This is a genomic window from Vibrio sp. AK197 (genome assembly GCF_053903115.1).
Genome location: NZ_CP096430.1, coordinates 41,895 through 58,326 on the forward strand (window position 1 = coordinate 41,895; position 16,432 = coordinate 58,326).

The 16,432-nt window shown below is 44.2% G+C and carries 17 protein-coding genes; 12 read left to right on the top strand and 5 right to left on the bottom strand.

What is annotated here, in order from left to right; genetic code table 11:
- The first annotated feature begins 73 nt into the window (after positions 1-73).
- The gene (locus tag M1D72_RS07300) at positions 74-1,267 is read left to right on the top strand and encodes a multidrug effflux MFS transporter (protein WP_456296499.1); all 1,194 of its coding nucleotides are present in this window, start codon (positions 74-76) and stop codon (positions 1,265-1,267) included.
- Between the two features lie 87 nt (positions 1,268-1,354).
- On the top strand, positions 1,355-1,639 hold the full coding sequence (gene tsrA / locus M1D72_RS07305) for an H-NS-like global regulator TsrA (protein WP_390196664.1): 285 nt from the start codon (positions 1,355-1,357) through the stop codon (positions 1,637-1,639).
- 52 nt (positions 1,640-1,691) lie between these two features.
- Here the strand turns inward: tsrA and asnC are convergent, their stop codons facing one another.
- A complete protein-coding gene (asnC, locus tag M1D72_RS07310; RefSeq protein ID WP_390196667.1) occupies positions 1,692-2,156 on the bottom strand; it encodes a transcriptional regulator AsnC in 465 nt (154 codons plus the stop codon).
- 218 nt (positions 2,157-2,374) lie between these two features.
- On the opposite strand from asnC, the gene M1D72_RS07315 reads away from it, so the two are divergent.
- Positions 2,375-3,160, top strand: a complete 786-nt coding sequence (locus M1D72_RS07315) for a class I SAM-dependent methyltransferase (protein ID WP_456296500.1) — start codon at positions 2,375-2,377, stop codon at positions 3,158-3,160.
- Between the two features lie 87 nt (positions 3,161-3,247).
- On the top strand, positions 3,248-3,670 hold the full coding sequence (locus M1D72_RS07320) for a hypothetical protein (RefSeq protein ID WP_390196674.1): 423 nt from the start codon (positions 3,248-3,250) through the stop codon (positions 3,668-3,670).
- 60 nt (positions 3,671-3,730) lie between these two features.
- Here M1D72_RS07320 and M1D72_RS07325 read toward each other — a convergent pair whose 3' ends face one another.
- Positions 3,731-4,609: a carboxylate/amino acid/amine transporter gene (locus M1D72_RS07325; protein ID WP_456296501.1), complete on the bottom strand. Its 879-nt coding sequence runs from the start codon at positions 4,607-4,609 to the stop codon at positions 3,731-3,733.
- Positions 4,610-4,675: 66 nt separating this feature from the next.
- Positions 4,676-5,101, bottom strand: a complete 426-nt coding sequence (locus M1D72_RS07330; protein ID WP_390196680.1) for a universal stress protein — start codon at positions 5,099-5,101, stop codon at positions 4,676-4,678.
- A gap of 157 nt (positions 5,102-5,258) precedes the next feature.
- Here M1D72_RS07330 and ftnA point away from each other — a divergent pair, with 157 nt between their 5' ends.
- The 3 genes from ftnA to M1D72_RS07345 all read left to right on the top strand — a co-directional run bounded on the left by ftnA (position 5,259) and on the right by M1D72_RS07345 (position 7,467).
- On the top strand, positions 5,259-5,786 hold the full coding sequence (gene ftnA / locus M1D72_RS07335; protein WP_390196683.1) for a non-heme ferritin: 528 nt from the start codon (positions 5,259-5,261) through the stop codon (positions 5,784-5,786).
- Between the two features lie 72 nt (positions 5,787-5,858).
- Positions 5,859-6,182 carry a universal stress protein UspB gene (uspB, locus tag M1D72_RS07340; protein WP_390196688.1) on the top strand — a complete coding sequence of 108 codons (324 nt, stop codon included), beginning with the start codon at positions 5,859-5,861 and terminating at the stop codon, positions 6,180-6,182.
- A gap of 97 nt (positions 6,183-6,279) precedes the next feature.
- On the top strand, positions 6,280-7,467 hold the full coding sequence (locus tag M1D72_RS07345; protein ID WP_456296502.1) for an NAD(P)/FAD-dependent oxidoreductase: 1,188 nt from the start codon (positions 6,280-6,282) through the stop codon (positions 7,465-7,467).
- A 66-nt stretch (positions 7,468-7,533) separates the two neighbouring features.
- On the opposite strand, the gene M1D72_RS07350 is transcribed toward M1D72_RS07345, so the two are convergent.
- A complete protein-coding gene (locus M1D72_RS07350; RefSeq protein ID WP_456296503.1) occupies positions 7,534-8,271 on the bottom strand; it encodes a hypothetical protein in 738 nt (245 codons plus the stop codon).
- Between the two features lie 594 nt (positions 8,272-8,865).
- Here M1D72_RS07350 and M1D72_RS07355 point away from each other — a divergent pair.
- The 3 genes from M1D72_RS07355 (at position 8,866) to M1D72_RS07365 (ending at position 13,019) form a co-directional block, all read left to right on the top strand.
- Complete coding sequence (locus tag M1D72_RS07355) at positions 8,866-11,133, top strand: DUF2235 domain-containing protein (protein ID WP_456296504.1); 2,268 nt, start codon at positions 8,866-8,868, stop codon at positions 11,131-11,133.
- 3 nt (positions 11,134-11,136) lie between these two features.
- The gene (locus M1D72_RS07360) at positions 11,137-11,940 is read left to right on the top strand and encodes a DUF2931 family protein (protein ID WP_456296505.1); all 804 of its coding nucleotides are present in this window, start codon (positions 11,137-11,139) and stop codon (positions 11,938-11,940) included.
- Between the two features lie 254 nt (positions 11,941-12,194).
- Positions 12,195-13,019: an HDOD domain-containing protein gene (locus tag M1D72_RS07365; RefSeq protein WP_456296506.1), complete on the top strand. Its 825-nt coding sequence runs from the start codon at positions 12,195-12,197 to the stop codon at positions 13,017-13,019.
- On the opposite strand, the gene M1D72_RS07370 is transcribed toward M1D72_RS07365, so the two are convergent.
- The gene (locus M1D72_RS07370) at positions 13,007-13,909 is read right to left on the bottom strand and encodes a DMT family transporter (protein ID WP_456296507.1); all 903 of its coding nucleotides are present in this window, start codon (positions 13,907-13,909) and stop codon (positions 13,007-13,009) included. The genes M1D72_RS07365 and M1D72_RS07370 overlap by 13 nt on opposite strands.
- Before the next feature lie 146 nt (positions 13,910-14,055).
- Here M1D72_RS07370 and rmuC point away from each other — a divergent pair, with 146 nt between their 5' ends.
- Positions 14,056-15,588 (top strand): DNA recombination protein RmuC, encoded by a 1,533-nt coding sequence (gene rmuC / locus M1D72_RS07375; RefSeq protein ID WP_456296508.1) that lies wholly within the window; start codon positions 14,056-14,058, stop codon positions 15,586-15,588.
- 61 nt (positions 15,589-15,649) lie between these two features.
- On the top strand, positions 15,650-16,432 hold the full coding sequence (ubiE, locus tag M1D72_RS07380) for a bifunctional demethylmenaquinone methyltransferase/2-methoxy-6-polyprenyl-1,4-benzoquinol methylase UbiE (RefSeq protein WP_390196714.1): 783 nt from the start codon (positions 15,650-15,652) through the stop codon (positions 16,430-16,432).

Consider the following 16,432-nt stretch of genomic DNA (forward strand, 5'->3'; position numbering starts at 1 on the left):
TACATATCATTTTTAGTAATAACTAAAGCTCGCATAAAATACTATCAACTTCAATTTGTAAATGAGATGTTTTGTGAGCCAAGTTTCAAGTTCATCGGTCCCGCGCAGTCAATTTATATTGCTGATCCTCTTGGTGCTATTTAGTCCACTTGCGATCGATATTTATCTCCCTGCGCTCCCTCAGATCGCTGAAACGTTTCACGTGGAACACACGCTGGCACAAGACACAATTTCACTGTTCTTGTTTGCAATGGGCGTCGGCCAATTGGTGGCGGGCCCCCTTGCAGACAAACACGGGCGTCGAACGGTTGCATTGGGAGGTATCAGCTTATACTTTTTGAGTGCTTTATTGGCATGGGGTGCTCAAAATATTGAGTGGATGCTGGTGGCTCGGCTGCTACAAGGCTTAGGTGCGTGTGCGACATCGGTAGCGGCCTTTGCAACCGTTCGCGATTCTTTTGGTCCTCAAAAGAGTGGCAAAATGATTAGCTATCTTAATGGGGCCATTTGCTTTATTCCTGCATTAGCGCCGATTCTTGGGAGTTGGCTAACTCAAGCGTTTGATTGGCGGGCAAACTTCAGCTTTATGGCACTGTATGCACTGGTGGTTGGGAGCGCGTTGTTCTGTAGTCTTAAAGAGACAAACCCTCAACCACAACAGGGTAAGCTTTTTGATGTAAGCCGCTATTGGTCGGTATTGAAGAACCCTATGTTCTTGTTCCACGCTGGACTGTGTATGTTTGCGATGGCCGTTATCTTAGCGTATGTCACATCGGCACCTATCGTGTTGATGGGTCAAATGGGTGTGAGCATGAATGGTTTTGCGCTGTGGTTTGGCATTAATGCAGTGGTTAATATTATTGCATGCCTCGCCGCGCCAAAGTTTATGGACCGGTTCGGTGTGCACAAGACTTTAGTCGTTGGTCTCGCATGTATGTTACTCGCAGGCATATTGATGATCGTGGTTTCCTCTCAATTGACACCATTGACGTTTATGTTGCCGATTTTTATCTCATCATTGAGCTTTGCATGGATTCTTGGTGCCGCCGCCGGAAAGGCACTTGCGCCCTTTGGTGATAGAGCAGGCACTGCAGCAGCATTACTTGGGCTGTTTCAAATGAGTGGTGCAGGGCTTGTTGTGAGTCTGGTACAGCGTTTAGGACTAGAGCCAAGTATGATGATATCTTTTCATATGCTTATCTTAACACCTGCTATTCTTATACTGTTCTCATCAGTGGGACGTGCTTGGCACAAAATTGAGATTTGATTAAGTTTAAGCGCTTTGACGACTGATAAAAACGATGTATATTGACCCCTCAAATCTGTAACGCTTTTCAGTGGATACTTAACGATAATGTCGATGACAACTTACGAGATGGCTCGTGTTTTGGAGCAGTTAGAAGAGTCTCCAGAGAAGATCATGTTTGGTAAATTACTCAATGAATTGGGTAACCAAAGTGGAGAACGTATTCGCAGTGCAGCGAAAAACGTCCCTTTACACATGCTGCGTGATATTGTGTTTCAATTTCAACAAGTGATTGATGCGCGCAAAGATGAGCAAGTTGAGATCATGGCAAAACAGATCGCTGAACAGGGCATCTCAGTCGATGACCTTAAAGCGTATCTTGCTCAAAAATAATGAAGACTTTGCGTGAATAACGGCTCTCAGAGAAATCTGTGGGCCGTTTTTATTATGGATTTACGTTGCGATTAATCGGGTTCTGCAACGAAATCAGTGTTTCAGTGGATTGCACTTCATCGATCGCTTGAAGTTTATCAATCAAGACATATTGCAACTCTTCTATTGAGCGGCACATGAGTTTGACGAAGATATTGTAGGCTCCCGTGGTGTAATAGGCTTCAACCACCTCCTCAAGAGCGTTGAGTTTTTCGAGTGCGGAATGATAATCCCGTGCGGCATTAAGATTAATACCAATAAAACAACATACGTCGTAACCCAATTTTTTCGTGTCGACAATCACCTCTGTGCCTTGAATCACATCCGCGGCTCGCATTTTTTCAATACGAACGTGGATCGTGGCAGGGCTGACATTAAATTGCTTGGCCATTTCGGCATAGGGTTTACGCGCATCATCCATCAAGGTTTTAAGAATGGCGCGGTCTAAATCATCCAACTTGCTACTTGGAGTTTGCATCTACTTCACCATAAAGCATGTGAGTGTCAGACGTTCGCTGACGACCTAATAGCGGTAATTCACCATATCCACGCAACCTTGTCTAGTTTCTCGACGTACTCAGTGTTAGTTGACAGTTTTTACCGTGAGAGAAATGAACGATTGCAAGCGTTGAGCTAGTCACATGATGAACAAATCCAGTACACTTAGCGTCTACTCATTTTTCGGAGCATGACCTTTTGCAGCTACAGTTGATTTGTGAATCCACCGCTTATGCTGAAGATTTTAAGCAGACCATTCAACGCTGGGGATTATATCATTCAGAGATATCGCCCTTTGCACTGGTTCAGACACAGCAACGTCTAGAATTACGTAAACTTGATGAGCCTAAGTTAGGGGCTATTTATGTTGATTTGGTTAGCGGAGCGGTCGCACATCGTCGTAAATTTGGTGGTGGAAAAGGTCAGGCGATTGCCAAAGCGGTTGGATTGAATAAGGGAGTTTTGCCCACGGTATTGGATGGCACGGCGGGGCTAGGGCGTGATGCGTTTGTATTGGCCTCTCTTGGGTGTCAGGTTCAGATGGTAGAGCGTCATCCGGTGGTTGCTGCGTTATTGGATGATGGGTTAAAACGTGCGAAGCGAGACCCTGAAATTGGTGGATGGGTAACACAGCGTATGTCGCTTTTGCATGCGTCAAGCCATGACGCATTGCATCGTTTGCAAGAGGATCCCTCTTTTGTTCAACCCGACGTGGTGTATTTGGATCCGATGTACCCACACCCAGAGAACAAAAAGAAATCGGCATTAGTGAAAAAAGAGATGCGCGTATTTCAATCTCTAGTGGGCGCAGATGTTGATGCTGATGCTTTATTAGAACCTGCGTTAACCCTTGCGAGAAAAAGGGTGGTCGTCAAAAGGCCAGACTATGCGCATTGGCTCGCGGAGCAGAAACCAACAATGGCAATTGAGACCAAGAAAAACCGCTTTGATGTTTATGTGAATGCCGCCATGGGTGAGTCATAGACCATTTTAATTGTTTGATGCTTGCGTCATTCGATGCTCTGAGATATACCGAACTAAGAATCATTATTATTTGTAGTTGGGTGTTGCATGAGCAAGCGTCTATGTAAAATGAATCACCGTGAAATTCGCAGTGAGTTAGGTGACATTGAAAAGTTAGTGACCAAGCCGAATTTTATGTGTCTGTCTTGTGCTCGTAGTTCGAGTGACAAAGCATCACTGTGCAAAGCAAAGGCGCTTACTGCGTCTGAAGCGATTCCTATCACGGTACTTGAGCCAGCTAAGACAAACAATCAACCCATGCTCGTTGAAATGTCACCGAAAAAAGCTAAACAGCAGAAGAAAGCGCTAAAAAAAGCGAAAAAGCGTGACAAGAAATTACATAAGCTGCTCAAAGCGCAGCGCAAGTTAGTGAAGAAACAGCAGAAATTACACCGCCAATTGACCAAACTTGAACAGGGTGTAACGATGACCAGCTCACCATCGGGTGAGGCCAACCTCGCGCTCCATTGATACTTCGTCATAGATAAAAAAGCCCGCTTAACGCGGGCTTTTACTTTGTTCTTAATTCGATTAAGAATGCTGGAGTTTGTTCTCCACACGATTCTTAACCCAAGTTTCATTAAACCATAACGACAACACAATCACAGCGCCACCTAACGCCAAGCGCAGTAGGTCGACATCACGGTTCCAAATTAAAATATTAACAATAAGACCTGCGGGTACCAGTGCATTATTCATTACCGCCAAGGCGCCTGCGTTGACCATCGTTGCGCCTTTATTCCAAGCAAAATAGCCCAGGCCGGATGCAACAACACCGAGATAGACCAAAATGCTCCATTGAGTGGTTGTGGTTGGCAGTTTTTCTGGATTACCGAGTAATGCAAAGGCGACCAACGCGATACATAGCCCACCCAAGTAGAAATAACCGAAGATAGAGCGCTGAGGAAGGTCTGTGGTTTCGGTTTCCATGATGTATTTATAGCCGACTTGGCCGAGCGCGAAACAGATATTTGCGCCTTGAACCACTAGAAAGCCAAGCAGAAAGTTTTCATTAACGCCTGAAAATTTAATGATCGCTGCTCCCGACACCGCGATAGCTGCGGTTACTAAATACCATGCTGAAAAACGACCTTTAAGCAAGTCGTAAACCAAGGTGACGTAAATAGGAGTAAATACCGTAAACAAAAGAACCTCAGGGACGGAGAGCAGAAGAAATGACTGATAGTAAAAACAGTACATTAATCCAAGCTGTAACCCACCAACGACCATGAGTTTCATGATCAGTGATTTACTTACGCCACGGAATTTTATGAAGGGAAGAAAGACTAAACTGGCTAACGCAACACGCATTAATACCGAAAACCAAGAGTCAACTTGACCAGCAAGGTAAACGCCGATCAAGCTGAATGAAAATGCCCAAAGTAGGGTGACTGCAGATAAGTACGCCATAATAAATTAGTTAAGTATTATTGAAATTTATTGGTGTTGGCAGTCTACCCGAGTTTATGTGTGGGGTCAGTCTTTAATCGGCACGACCAGTAGATCGACAGGAGTACAATTCATTAACTGACGAGTTGAAGAGAGAATTTTGCTCCAGAAATCTTGATGATGCCCACACACAACAAGATCAACATGAAATTCCTTAATGCTATCACACAGCTCATTGCCGAGATCACCACTGGCAACCAAGGTATGCTTAATTGGATATTGAGCATACTTTGTGAGTTTTTGCAGTTGCTCTTGAGAGGTTTCCATCGACTGAGATTGTGTTTCGGCTAAGTTGATATCCACCAGCCCTGTATAAAGCTCAGCGTAGTTGACATCGATATGAATAAACGAGACGTCCGCATTCAGCGGTTTGGCAAGGCACACCGCTTTGTCGATCAGAGTTTTACTGTCTTCTGAAAGATCAATGGCAACCAATATATGTTTATAGCCCATGGTGTAATCTCCTTGTAGGTGAATACTTCAAGATTAGCATCGCACTAAAAGGAAATTTGCCGCAATGATCCCAGATCCAAATTTCGAAAACAAAGTATTAAAGTGAAAATCTGTTAGAGTAACAACAAGCACATAGCGTAATTTCAGGAGTGACAAAATGCTTGCACAAGCGATGGTCGATCAACTCAATGATCAAATTAATCTCGAATTTTTTTCATCCAATCTATACTTACAGATGAGTGCTTGGTGTGAAGATAAAGGTTTTGAAGGCGCAGCAGAGTTCCTACGGGTCCATGCAGCAGAAGAGATGGAGCACATGCAACGCTTATTCACCTATGTGAGTGAGACGGGCTCAATGCCGATTCTTGGTGCGATCGCCGCCCCTAAACATGAGTTCGAAAGTTTAGGTGAGGTGTTTCGTGAAACCTTCCAACATGAGCAAATGATTACAGAACAAATCAACAAGCTCGCTCATGTTGCGTTTACCAGCCAAGACTACTCAACGTTCAACTTCTTGCAGTGGTACGTAGCGGAGCAGCACGAGGAAGAGAAGTTGTTTAAAGGGATTTTAGACAAGCTAGAACTGGTCGGTGAAGACGGCAAAGCGCTGTTCTTTATCGACAAGGATCTAGCGATGATGGCAAAAGGCAGTTCATCGTCTGTCATGGATGCTCCAGCTGAATAACTTCAGTGAGAAATGACGCGTAGGTTGTCGGGTTTCTCTTGAGCATTGATAGCACGATGTAGGGAGGAGAAGATGATCAGTGGAGATACGATTCTATTTGCGCTATTGGTTGTGACCGCTGTAAACATGGTTCGGTACTTTACCGCTTTACGCTCGCTTATTTATATTATGCGTGAAGCTCATCCACTACTGTATCAACAGGTGGATGGTGGTGGTTTTTTTACGACCCATGGCAATGTCACCAAACAAGTGCGTTTATACCATTATTTGAAGAGCAAAGAGTACCATCACCATCATGACCCAGTATTTACGGGCAAATGTGATCGCGTGAGAGAACTCTTCGTGCTGTCGATAGCCTTGCTCTGTGTCACTTTGTTGGCCTCACTGATTTTATAACGCCGATTGGCAAGTATTCCATTTGCCGTTAAAATGCGCGTAATTTGCTAAGGATGTGCACCGCACATCCTTTTTTATTGCCTTTGGATAAGTAGTCATGAGTGAACAATTTGATGTCATTGTTATCGGTGCTGGTGCGGCTGGTTTAATGTGTGCAGCGCAAGCAGGTAAGCGAGGACGACGCGTTCTGGTGCTTGACCATGCGAAAAAACCAGGACGTAAAATTCTGATTTCTGGCGGTGGAAGATGTAATTTCACCAACTATGATGTATCGGCAAACAACTACTTATGCAGCAATCCCCATTTCGTTAAGTCTGCTCTATCACAATACACCAACTGGGACTTCATCTCCCTAGTCAGTAAATATGGTATCGAGTTTGAAGAGCGTGAACATGGGCAACTATTCTGTGTCGATAGCGCCAAAGATATCGTTAAAATGCTGCTTGATGAGTGTGCGCTTACTAACATTGAATTTCGATACCAACAACAAGTCGACGCAATTGAAGCGCTCGATTCGGGTTTTGCGCTACAAGCAAACCATCACTCGTTACAATGCCAATCTCTGGTGATTGCAACCGGTGGGCTCTCGATGCCAAAACTTGGAGCGACGCCGTTCGGTTACAAAGTGGCTGAGCAATTTGGGCTCGCGGTAAAACCAACCTGCGCGGCGTTGGTGCCATTTACTTTGCATAAGCAAGATAAAGAAGATTTTGCTGAGCTATCGGGGATCGCCATTCCCAGTGAAATTACCGCCGAGGACGGCACCGTGTTTAAAGAAGCTCTGCTATTTACTCATCGCGGTTTATCGGGGCCTGCTGTCCTACAAATTTCTTCATTTTGGCGTGCTGGGCAGTCAGTGACGATTAACTTAGTTCCTGATACTGACGTTAACGAGTTACTGAGTCGCTCTCGTGAGAAACATCCAAACCAAAGCTTGAAGAATACGTTGAGTAAGGTATTACCCAAACGCCTTATCGAAGTGTTGATAGAACGTAATGAACTGCACGACAAACCGCTGAAGCAGTTTAATGAAAAGCAAGTGGCAGCCATCACCGAGTATCTCGAGCAATGGAGCATTGCACCCAATGGTACAGAAGGTTATCGAACGGCCGAGGTGACGCTAGGCGGTGTTGATACCGATGCTATTTCCTCCAAAACGATGGAATGTAAATCTTTTCCAGGTCTGTACTTTATTGGCGAGGTAATGGACGTTACTGGTTGGTTAGGTGGCTATAATTTTCAGTGGTGTTGGAGTTCGGGGTATGTCGCTGGACAGTGGGCTTAACTTGGCCTCTACACAAACATCTTGTTCTAAAAATACTGACTGATTGGGTTTCTTTTTTCCGTGTTTTTAATGTCGAATATACTGTGAACTATTCAGCGCTGCGAGCAATGCGTAGGTTGAGTTAGTACTCAGTTCTACTTCGAGTTGATACTGGGTTTGTGACTGCATCAGTTCGCTCTGGTGATGGCGATTGCCCATCCAACCTTGAGCCAGTATGGCAATAAAGACGATGTATACTAAATAGCGGGTTTGGCGTGATACACAGAGGTCGAGTCGGCTGGTGGCGTTGTATATCTCAGATGCAACCTTTGATAAAAAGTACAAAGCAATAAGCGTGACCGTTAGAGTCAGACTGGCGTTTTTTAAGATCCATAGAAACGGGTGATGTTCTAAGTTTGGGTCGGTAATGAATTGCGGCACAAAGCGTACATGCGATGACGTAATAAGGCTCGGCGTCATTATCTCTAATCCGGCGATTAAGCAGCTTACACCAATAAGATAGAGACGATACACGTTCTGTGCGTAGCAGCGAAGCTCGGTCATTTTCGATAGTAATAGCAATACCGCAGCTGGAGCAAATAAATAGCTCATGGTGTGTAAATCAATATTTAAACCATCAATGAATATCGATAAGTACCCATTAACGGAATGAGGTAGTGACGATTGGGTCAAATAAAGTAGAGTGCGCGAAAGTGCAAAAATCGTTAGGTTCAGGACAAAGAAGGTCACTAAGGTAAACAGCCAACTGAGAGATATCGGTTGGGCAAAAACCTGTCTAAATTTTGAATGAATAATAATGTGCACAATCGTCTTCCTGTTATTGCTAGCTATAAGCATTGGCCTCAATATTTATATCGACATATAACAGCAAAGGCTTAGCTGGTTTTCGTTCGCGACACGAATTTGTTATATCGAGTGCTGGGTCTTTACACTGTCCCATGCAGATAGAGTCCTTTTTTACCTAAAGATTCCCCATGATCAGAACATTATTCAATGTCACTACGATTACAGAGTGGGCTAAATTGACCCACACTTTTCGAGTAATGTTACTAATAGATTGGATCATCACTGGCGATAGTATGCAAAACCAACGGCTTGTGGTGTACGTCTTGAGTAATTAAATTGCTCAGCGTGTTTGATAATTAGCTATCAAAGACTGAATATTGCTCCTATAAACTTAAGATTTGCTTAAGTTGCCCAAATAGGAGACGTAAATTTTGTGATGGTGAAATAGCGTTCAATAAGTTGGTATTCCATCCAATTTATTAGCGGAATTTCCAAAAAGTTGCGATAGATTATACGGTCTTTATTTTAACCAATTGAATTTAAATGGATTACCGATTGGCTTAAAAATTGCTCATAGTCATGAATGGTCTATTTATCGATTTGATGATTACTATGAGCTATCCCTTTCCACCGAAAAACTCTATTCACTGGCTAACCAGCCCATACTCTTATGACGATGCGGTTTCTGAATACGATGCAAATGGGCATTTACTTAACTTAACCGATCAACCAGACACGGTTTCTGATGACTTAGCGGGTTCACCGCCTGAGCGCAGCATGTTTTGGGAAGGGGAAACTCAACCTGTTGATCCCGTGAGTGGGGAACCCGTGCACTGGATAGAGGTACGTTTTGTCGATGAACACAATCAGCCGCTTAACCATCTTTTTGGGCAGTTAACCGATGCCGAAGGCAAACAATATCCGATACGTGTGTCGAGCTTACCACTCTACAAGCGCGATATCGCCGCAGGCCCGGTGACGATTAAATTTGATAATCAATCCTGGTTTGATTGCGTTGAAAACCGTAAATCCAATTTAAATGGTGATGACCCGGTACAAACTTGGCTCGATGAAAATCCACTCGGTGAGAGGGCGACACCGATAAAGCGCTTAAATGCTACAGCGGGAGATTTTGTTGATTTAGAACCGGATCAGCAACTAGCTCCGCGCCATCAAGCAGGGCAAGCGGATGAGATCATTCTGGAAGCGGATCACAGCTATCTGGTTCGTGTGCAGGGTTTTAACTACATTAACTTACGTATTGGCGTCTTTTTTGATGGTACCGCCAATAATACTTACAGCGCACAATGGGGCAAAGCTCAGCTCGATGCTTATGCGCCGCAGTGGAGCATAAAATACCGTCAGGCATGCCAACAAGTTGCTGAGCAAAATGACAATCAACCGGTTTTACCGAAAGATTTGCCCAATGAGTGCTTTCTTCCTCCATTGCATGAAGCGTTTGTCTGGCCTTGGAATCGGCAAGCGTTTTCAGGGAGTGCTGCCAATGAACCAACCAATGTTCAGAAAATGCATGATTTATATCTTGGTTATGAAGAGCAACGAGATCTGTTAACGTCTGAATTGGAATATCGACATAAAATCTATATTACAGGAATTGGAACGGGGAATGATAAAGTGATTGCGCCTGCAGATGAGTCGGTAGTTCCTGGGCAGGCTCTTGGAACTGGGAAATATGGTGTGGTTGCAAAGGTTGAAACGGCCATTCAAGAAATTGCAGATAATATTAATAACGTTATTGCTAATGATATAAGGGATGCTCAACTCCCTCTTTTGGATGGAATTAAAGACATTGTATTTGATGTGTTTGGTTTTAGCCGCGGAGCTGCGGCTGCGCGTCATTTTGTCAATATTATTAGTGACAGCAAACAGAGCCCTCTGGCGAAAAAAGTCCAATCAGCGTTAGAGGAGAACCAACTCTTACTTGCCACTGGTTTTAATTGGCAAAAGCCTTATTGGCAAGCCGGGTTTGTTGGTATTTTTGATACCGTCGCGTCGGTGGTGGACATTTGGGATTTTGATTTTTCCACACAAAACCGCGATAACGGCGATGTCCGTTTATGGCTCGATCCGAACTATGTGGATACCGCCGTTCACTTGACCGCTAAGGAGACATCGGAATATCGAGAAAATTTCTCGTTAAACCGTTTAAATCTCGCACGCAGTTCTGGCGCTAATTTTATTGAACTTGCCCTGCCTGGTGCCCATTCGGATATTGGTGGTGGCTATCATGCTCGCGGCGCACAAACCGATAACGATTATCTACTGCCACTATTTGAAAATATCACCATAGCCCGTACCTCGCGTCGATTAGGTGAAGATTTAAGTTTTGAAGTGGAGGCAAGAAAAGCCTTTTTGGCGAAAAAGATGGAACGACGTAAACAAAGAGAAGCCGCCAATTTTTGGCCATTACACGACCCTGAAAAATATTTTACCGTGGTGACCGGTCAGCGAAACGTCGGTAAACAGATTGAAGTGTTCGCTGAGCTTAAGTTAATACGGGTCGTGGAAGGGGACTTATCACGGCTGTATTTACGGCTTATGTTCGGGCTAGCAAAATACTATGGTGTTAGAGTTTCTCCCCTATTGGCAGATGCTTGGGAAGATGACACGAAAGATTATTTCCATGTTCAGGGAAATATTGGTGATTTGGATTTTGGAAATCTTGCCCAAGAGGTATTAGATTTTGCCCAACAAGGGGTTGTTCATTCCAAATTAACCTCCCACCAATTTCATTTGGATTTAATGCGCAATAATCTGATTCATCACTCTGCCTCTAATGCGATTGGTATGGGGCCGAATCAAATAGAAGGTCGTAGTCAATATGCGCGTAAACGTCTGCCATGTCATCCTGGAGAATAAGAAATGATACTAAAACTAGTGCGAACATTATTTATTTTAACGAGCTGGTGGTTGAGTATCTCGAGCTTTGCTTTTAGTTCTGTCCCGGAATTACCCGAAGACTTTAAACCTTGGCGAATTGGTATCTCAATGCCAAGTTTTTATCCGGTAAAAGTGAGCAAAGCTTATGGAGTAAATGAAGAGCAGGATTGGACGGTGTTAATGCATAACCATATGTCATACATGGGAGCGAGTCAGCTTTCCAATGTTCGTAGTGCGATACCGGATTATGATGGCTTTGGCCTGCCACTCATACCCGGCTCTTCGATGTTGAACCAAATTGGAGGTATGGCGCAGCTGCCGGATACTATTTATTTATATTGGGTTTCTCTATTTAATCAGCGTTTTTTCGTAACTCAATATCAGATTCCTGAAGAAGTAAAACAGCGAATGATGATTCCTCATCCAATTAGCTATAACAAAACCCGTTCCTGTTATGAAACTTATCTGTATTTCGGCTTAATGCCCAATGGACAGGCAAAGGTTTGGCAAGGAGGGTGTGATGGTTTTACCTTTATCGAAGAGGTGCCACCGACTCGAGAAATGCAGAAAGATACAAGTGGTCATGATGCAGAAGCCTATTATCGAAATTATCATGATAAACTTCAACAACGTGCTAGTTCTGAAGGGATTACTTTAGACCCAATTCCATGGGAGAAGGTCAATCACGTTTTCTATTACGATAAAGAAATCGCTTACCAAGCCAATCTAGAAAGGATGAGGCAAAAATCTGCAGAGATAATCAGACGCAACGCTGAAAATAAATAATAAAATGGGTATTTGGCTTTTCTCGGTAAAGGCTCCTTTTGGGGGGTATTATGTTTCATGTGAAACTTCGCTGTTATTTTGACCATTTACCCATTGCTTCATCACGCGTTATTGCGGTTGTGATAGCAGAAAGTATGTTGTGATTTGTGACTCGCCAATAGTGATCCAACTACGATAAAAGTCGTAGTTTTTGCGCTTATAACTCCTCTTTGTGTTCTATATTTACTCAAGGTAACGCATAAGGAGCGCGCGATATGAGCCATGAAGTGATGATTTCTCGAATCAACGAACTGCCTCGCATAGAAAGTGTGATGCAAGAGCTCTTAGAGATGGTTAATCGGGATACTATTAACTTCAGCGAGTTAGCGCGAAAAATGTCGATGGACCAAGTGATCTCAGCGCGCGTGTTACGCATGGCGAATTCGGCACAATTTGGTGGAGTCAAAGGCGTTTCCAATATTAATGATGCCATTATCCGCGTCGGTGCGGGGGCGATTCGTACCCTGGTTTCTTCCTCGATTCTCGCCACGACTTTTCCCAAACTCGATACCCTCAATATTAAAGATTACTGGGCCGATACGTTTGAAATTGCCACTATCGCCAGTACGTTAGCTAAGCGTAGCCAACTGGATTTTAATGAAGTTTTTACCACAGGCGTATTGCATAACATTGGCGAACTGATGATCCATTCATTGGTCCCTGATAAAGCTCAAGAAATCATGCGCCGTGTTGAAGAGGGCGAAAGCGTCATCAAAGCGCAGCATTCTGTATTAGAGACGGATGCGCAGCAGCTTGGCGCAGTGCTCGCGGAAAGCTGGAAGTTCCCACAAGAGATGGTGGATGCGATAGCTAACGTAAATCATCCCGGCAAAGCCACTCAGTCAAAACGTATTGCTTGCGTGCTGTATCTGGCGCGAGATATTCATCATCATTGGGATTCTATGTTGGGGGAGACGCAAAAGCAGGCATACCTTGACGAGCACCCAGCAGCAAAAGCGTTGCATATCCCTAATAACATGGCTGAGGTCATTGATGAGGTCCGTGGTCAAGGTAGCGAATTAGCCTATCAGCTATTTTGAGTCTTTAAGGGACGTTTAGAAAAGCGCCACTGTTGGACGACGAGTCCCATAATAATCAAAATCAGGCCAATTAATGTGGTCCAATGAATCTTTTCACCGATAATCGTGGCTAATAAGAACAGCGAAATAAAGGGTGAGGCAAAAATTAAGTTGCTGATTTTGGCTGTGTTGGTGGTCAGTTTTAATGCTGTAAGCCAAAGTACAAAAGTTACTCCCATTTCAAACAGGCCAACGTAAGTCACCGCTAACCAACCTTTGTGCGTGATATTCCAAGCGCTTCCTTCCCACCAACAAAGCATCGCCGCAAAGGGGAGCGCAACCAAAAATCCTAGCAGCACGCCAATGATCGGGTCAGCCTTATTTTTAGTATTAAGAATCCAGTATCCAGCCCACAGTAATGTGGATAACAGAGCGAGTCCAACACCGAACGTGCTATCAAACTGCATATTTAATAAGGCGCCCTTAGTCGCAATCACGATCACGCCAAAATAGCTTAGTGCGCAGGCAATCCAATCTTGGCGACGAATTTTTTGCCCCAAGAATACCGCGGCCATTAAGGTCAGGGTAATGGCCCAACTGTAATTAATGGTTTGTGCTTGAGAAGCGGGAAGAAGGTCATAAGCCTTAAATAAAATAATGTAATACGCCAATGGGTTAATCAGCCCAAGCAGGAGGTAATACCATGGGTTGGCGCTGAACGTTGATGCAATAAGATGCCCTTTCCCTTGAGCTAGGCAAATAATCATAAGTACTGTTGCTGAAACGGCACTGGCGACACTGAGCATTTGTATTGGTGTAAATTCCGCTAGTGTCAATTTGAAGGCTGTGGCCACCGTTGACCAAAGTAATACAGCGGCAATACCAAAAGCCAAGGCTCGGCGCTCGTTCATTACATATCCTTATTTAAATGAAGAAGAGAAACAAGTGGGGATGGAAGCCAGTCTAGCGACTCTCTATAAAGGTAACAAACTGGACATTTATCCAGTATCGAAATACCATTTAAGTGGATGGTTTTAGTTAAGGTAACTCTCAGATTATGCAATGGATTCTTGAATATCAAAGCCTACTGATTAGTGCGGTGAGTGGATTGGTCATCGGTGGCGCCAGTATTGGTTGGTGGGTAAAGCAAAAGATGCAGTTTCAATTGCAATTGGCTGAGCAACAACTGCAATCGCAAAAGCAGCTGTTTGAAAGCCAAACGCTCTCCTTAAATAAGGAGTTATCCGCTGCACAGCAAGAGCTTGAAGAGTTGGATAGCGAGCGTGATAAAGCGGCATTTGAACTAAAGCAAGCACACGGTAAGTTAATGGCTGTGATGGAAAAGCTTCGGTATTTTGACGCTGTAAAACAAGAGCGCCAGCAATATGCTGATGAAGTGAATCAACTTCGCGAAGAAAAATCGCAACTGCAAGCCGAGCGTCGAGAACAAGAAGCTCGTCATCAAGAGGAGAGTAAATCTAATCAAGACAAACTCAAGTTACTGGAACAAGCCGAAGAGCGTTTGAAGCAACAATTTGAACATCTCGCCAATCAACTGTTTGAAGTCAAAACCGCTAAGGTCGACCAACAAAACCGTCAAAGTCTTGAAGGAATATTGAGTCCATTAAAAGATCAATTGGAAGGCTTTAAAAAACAAGTTAATGATAACTTCAATCAAGAAGCGAAAGAGCGTCATACACTGGTGCATGAATTGAAGAATCTTCAGAGCCTCAATGAACAGATGACTCTAGAAGCGGTGAACTTAACTCAAGCGCTAAAAGGTGACAACAAGCAGCAAGGAAACTGGGGGGAAGTGGTTCTGGCCCGCGTGCTGGCTGAATCAGGGCTGCGTGAAGGGCATGAATATCAAACTCAGGTTAGCTTGCAAAATGACGCTGGCAAGCGCTATCAGCCTGATGTGATTGTTCATCTGCCGCAAAATAAGCAGGTCGTGATTGATTCTAAAATGGCACTGGTTGCCTACGAGCGTTATTTTAACGCTGAAACCGATACGCAGCGTGAACGGGCACTGAATGACCACTTACTCGCACTGCGTGCGCATATCAAAGGGTTAAGTAATAAAGATTACCATCAGCTGAAAGGTATTCAGAGCTTAGACTATGTGCTGATGTTTATTCCGGTCGAGCCGGCTTTCCAAGTCGCCATTCAAGCTGATCCTAGTTTAGTGAAAGATGCCATGGACCAAAATATCATTTTGGTCAGTCCAACCACCTTGCTGGTGGCATTGAGAACCATTGATAACCTGTGGCGTAACGAGCGTCAGAGCCAGAATGCAAAGCACATCGCGGAACGTGCCAGCAAACTCTATGACAAATTGAGACTGTTTGTTGATGATATGGAGAATCTTGGTAGTGCGTTAGATAAAGCGAACCAAAGTTACCAAGGTGCGATGAATAAGCTCGTTACTGGGCGTGGTAACGCCATTCGTCAGGCGGAAAGCTTTAAACAGCTTGGGGTTGAAGTGAAGCGTTCTATTTCGCCCAATCTGACTGAATTAGCTGAAAATACCGCTTTAACCGAAAATGATTCTTTCGTAGAAAGACATCGTGCGGAGGATAAAGTAAACTAATCGTCCGCAGCCTAAAGATTTCTTTCAATCGTTCGTTTTGCGCTGCCAAAGAGGAATCATAATGACGGATACAAGCGTACAATCACAATCAGAACAAGACAATTCAGCCACCACGCATTTTGGCTTCTCAACGGTGGCAAAAGACGAAAAAGTAGCGAAAGTAGCGGAAGTATTTCACTCGGTTGCTGCTAAATACGACATTATGAATGACCTCATGTCTGGTGGGATTCACCGTTTATGGAAGCGCTTTACTATTGATTGTAGTGGCGCACGTCCGGGCCAGCGGGTACTGGATTTAGGCGGTGGCACCGGTGATCTCACGGCTAAGTTTTCACGTATCGTCGGTGATAACGGCCATGTTGTGTTAGCGGATATCAATAACTCAATGCTGAACGTTGGTCGTGAGAAGCTGCGTGATAGCGGCATTGTCGGCAACGTTCATTATGTTCAAGCGAATGCTGAAGAGTTGCCGTTCCCAGATGATTACTTTGATATCATCACCATCAGTTTTTGCTTGCGTAATGTCACGGATAAAGATGCAGCGCTTCGTTCAATGTTTCGAGTGCTGAAACCGGGCGGACGTTTGTTGGTTCTTGAGTTCTCAAAACCGGTGCTTGAACCATTATCTAAAATCTACGATGCGTACTCGTTCCATCTGCTTCCACGCATGGGGCAGCTGGTTGCTAATGATTCGGAAAGTTACCGCTACTTGGCGGAATCCATTCGTATGCACCCAGATCAAGAAACACTCAAAGGGATGATGGATGAAGCGGGTTTTGAAAATACCAGTTACTACAATCTCACTGGGGGCATCGTTGCTCTTCACCGCGGGTACAAATTCTAA

Excerpts from the sequence above, each read along its gene's own strand:
- M1D72_RS07355 (WP_456296504.1), top strand. The coding sequence starts at position 8,866 with ATGAGCTATCCCTTTCCACCGAAAAACTCTATTCACTGGCTAACCAGC.
- ftnA (WP_390196683.1), top strand. The coding sequence starts at position 5,259 with ATGCTTGCACAAGCGATGGTCGATCAACTCAATGATCAAATTAATCTC.
- M1D72_RS07345 (WP_456296502.1), top strand. The coding sequence starts at position 6,280 with ATGAGTGAACAATTTGATGTCATTGTTATCGGTGCTGGTGCGGCTGGT.
- M1D72_RS07325 (WP_456296501.1), bottom strand. The coding sequence starts at position 4,609 with ATGGCGTACTTATCTGCAGTCACCCTACTTTGGGCATTTTCATTCAGC.
- asnC (WP_390196667.1), bottom strand. The coding sequence starts at position 2,156 with ATGCAAACTCCAAGTAGCAAGTTGGATGATTTAGACCGCGCCATTCTT.
- tsrA (WP_390196664.1), top strand. The coding sequence starts at position 1,355 with ATGTCGATGACAACTTACGAGATGGCTCGTGTTTTGGAGCAGTTAGAA.
- M1D72_RS07320 (WP_390196674.1), top strand. The coding sequence starts at position 3,248 with ATGAGCAAGCGTCTATGTAAAATGAATCACCGTGAAATTCGCAGTGAG.
- M1D72_RS07365 (WP_456296506.1), top strand. The coding sequence starts at position 12,195 with ATGAGCCATGAAGTGATGATTTCTCGAATCAACGAACTGCCTCGCATA.
- M1D72_RS07370 (WP_456296507.1), bottom strand. The coding sequence starts at position 13,909 with ATGAACGAGCGCCGAGCCTTGGCTTTTGGTATTGCCGCTGTATTACTT.
- M1D72_RS07360 (WP_456296505.1), top strand. The coding sequence starts at position 11,137 with ATGATACTAAAACTAGTGCGAACATTATTTATTTTAACGAGCTGGTGG.
- rmuC (WP_456296508.1), top strand. The coding sequence starts at position 14,056 with ATGCAATGGATTCTTGAATATCAAAGCCTACTGATTAGTGCGGTGAGT.
- ubiE (WP_390196714.1), top strand. The coding sequence starts at position 15,650 with ATGACGGATACAAGCGTACAATCACAATCAGAACAAGACAATTCAGCC.
- uspB (WP_390196688.1), top strand. The coding sequence starts at position 5,859 with ATGATCAGTGGAGATACGATTCTATTTGCGCTATTGGTTGTGACCGCT.
- M1D72_RS07330 (WP_390196680.1), bottom strand. The coding sequence starts at position 5,101 with ATGGGCTATAAACATATATTGGTTGCCATTGATCTTTCAGAAGACAGT.